At 39.9% G+C, this 1,980-nt stretch carries 2 protein-coding genes; both read right to left on the minus strand.

The genetic code is table 11. From position 1 onward, the window contains the following. Positions 1-232: hypothetical protein (locus BAZSYMA_RS09205; RefSeq protein WP_143243194.1), on the minus strand; the 232-nt coding region annotated here is incomplete at its 3' end. A gap of 399 nt (positions 233-631) precedes the next feature. After that, the coding region (locus BAZSYMA_RS09210) for an inverse autotransporter beta domain-containing protein (protein ID WP_195910187.1) at positions 632-1,980 on the minus strand (1,349 nt) is incomplete at its 5' end.

Raw genomic sequence — 1,980 nt, forward strand, 5'->3', positions numbered from 1 at the left:
CGACTTCTTTGAGTAAAGTGGTGGCTTGGTTGTCTTTCTTGGTGGTAAGTTGTGAGTTGTTCCAGTTGTGGGTATAAGGCTTACCAAGGTCTAGATAAGCTTCTTTGTTAAATGGCTGAGGACTCTCAGCAGCAAAAGCACTAAAAGAGAATGTAATTAAAAAACTAAGTGCAAGCGTTGAGGTTTTAGAAAAAGTGTTTTTAAAGAAATGAGTTAATTGGGTGTTTGCCATGGCAAGTAAGCTAAGGTAATGAAATTTGCGAGAATTATACCATTACCCCATTTTTTTCTTTGCAAGTTTTTTTGACTATTTGAGTATCTTTAAAAACTCTGATGAATTTTTTTGAAATTAAAACGCACGGTATTTTAATGCCAAGTTAATACACACTGCATAAGACCTTCAAGCTCAAACTTTAATTGATCGTAACAAGCCAAGTGCAATGAATAAGCTCAGTTGCTAAAGTTGTCTTTATCAATCTTGTAGACAACACGCCTTATTAAAATTAAAAGTACATAAAAAACCCAGTCAAAAGACTGGGTTTTTTGTGTCACTAAACGCTTTAAGAAAATAACCGACCAACACTTGAATGTTATATTCTTAGTGTTGGTTATGGTTATTTATGCAAAATGCTTATAAGTCCTTAATACAACGAATACTCCCGCCTTTAGTGCGAGGTCTGTTTGTAATAGCCCCTCCTGTGCTTGTAACCACCATAGCATCACTATCAGTAGCAGCAGAAACATTAACCCTCATCCACAAGAAGGTCTCAGATCCACGATCGTTAAGACCACCACTATACCCATTACGACTGCCAGCAGCTGGCAGTTTCAGGAAGCTGGAAAAGGCTGTAGCAGTATTTGTAACGCTAAAATCAACAGTATCTTCCTTTAACTCGTTTATACTTGGCACACTAAAGCCTGCTGGGCAAATGTCATTGACTCCGCCATCTTTCCAAGCAGCTACTCTGAGCCCGCCACGCTTATCGATACCACCTTTTGCCCAATCACGAGGGGTAGAGCCTTTGTCTTGATTAATGATAAATTTATTGGGTGCTGGAGTAGTGATAGAACTTGCCCGTGTTTTTGTTGTGTCTGAAGTGCTAGATTCATGACCATCCTTTGCACGACCCCATTGGTAGTAATCACCATAACAATCAGCGTCTGTAGATGAGGTGCAAACTTGACGGGCGCCTAGATTTCTATCAAGCCAAACTCTACCTGATTTAGGTGAGGTAACCAGTGAGTAAGTCAGCCCGTAAAACAAAATTGTGCTATTTTTTATTTTATTATTACGCTCTACCCAAGCAAGCTCGCCTAAGTCCATTTTACTGCTGTCTTTAAAGGCTTTGCTGGCAATGGCAAAGTTGGTGAATTTTTGTTTGTTGCCCAGTGGTAGTTTGACAGTGAGTTTGCCGTAGCTTGTGGCGTCCATGGTGTTGTTGTTTTCTTGACCTAACTCAAAACTTACTGACGGGGTAAGCTCAATATCCACACCCAGAACATTGCCCTTAATGTTTGAACCTGTTGTGGTATCCCAGTGATAATAAGTGCCTTTGATTTTAACCCAAGGTAGATAAGGGGCTTGACCGTTGAATTTTATATCATAACCCGACCAAGCCCCTTCTTTTGCACTGTTGACTAATTTCTTGTCTGAAAATACATGGTATTTATTGATATTGGCACTAAAGTTAGTACGCTGGTATTCCAAACCAAGGCTTAGGCGTTTGTGCTTGGACTTGGTCTCATAGTCGGTAAACACATTAATACCTGCGATAGCCATGTCGTCTTCTACCAATAGACGATGACCAACACCTAAGTTAATCGTGGTATGACGACTATCATTACTTTTGCTACTTTTGTTAGAAGCGACGCCACCCTGAAAGAAAGTTAATGCTTTGCTGTTGGTATCAAGCTCAGATATCGGCTGAATGGTTTTGAGGCTGTAACTCAGTTGTTTTGAATTAATCCCACCAATACTCA

Source organism: Bathymodiolus azoricus thioautotrophic gill symbiont (assembly GCF_001298715.1).
In the GTDB taxonomy this organism is placed as follows: Bacteria; Pseudomonadota; Gammaproteobacteria; order PS1; family Pseudothioglobaceae; genus Thiodubiliella.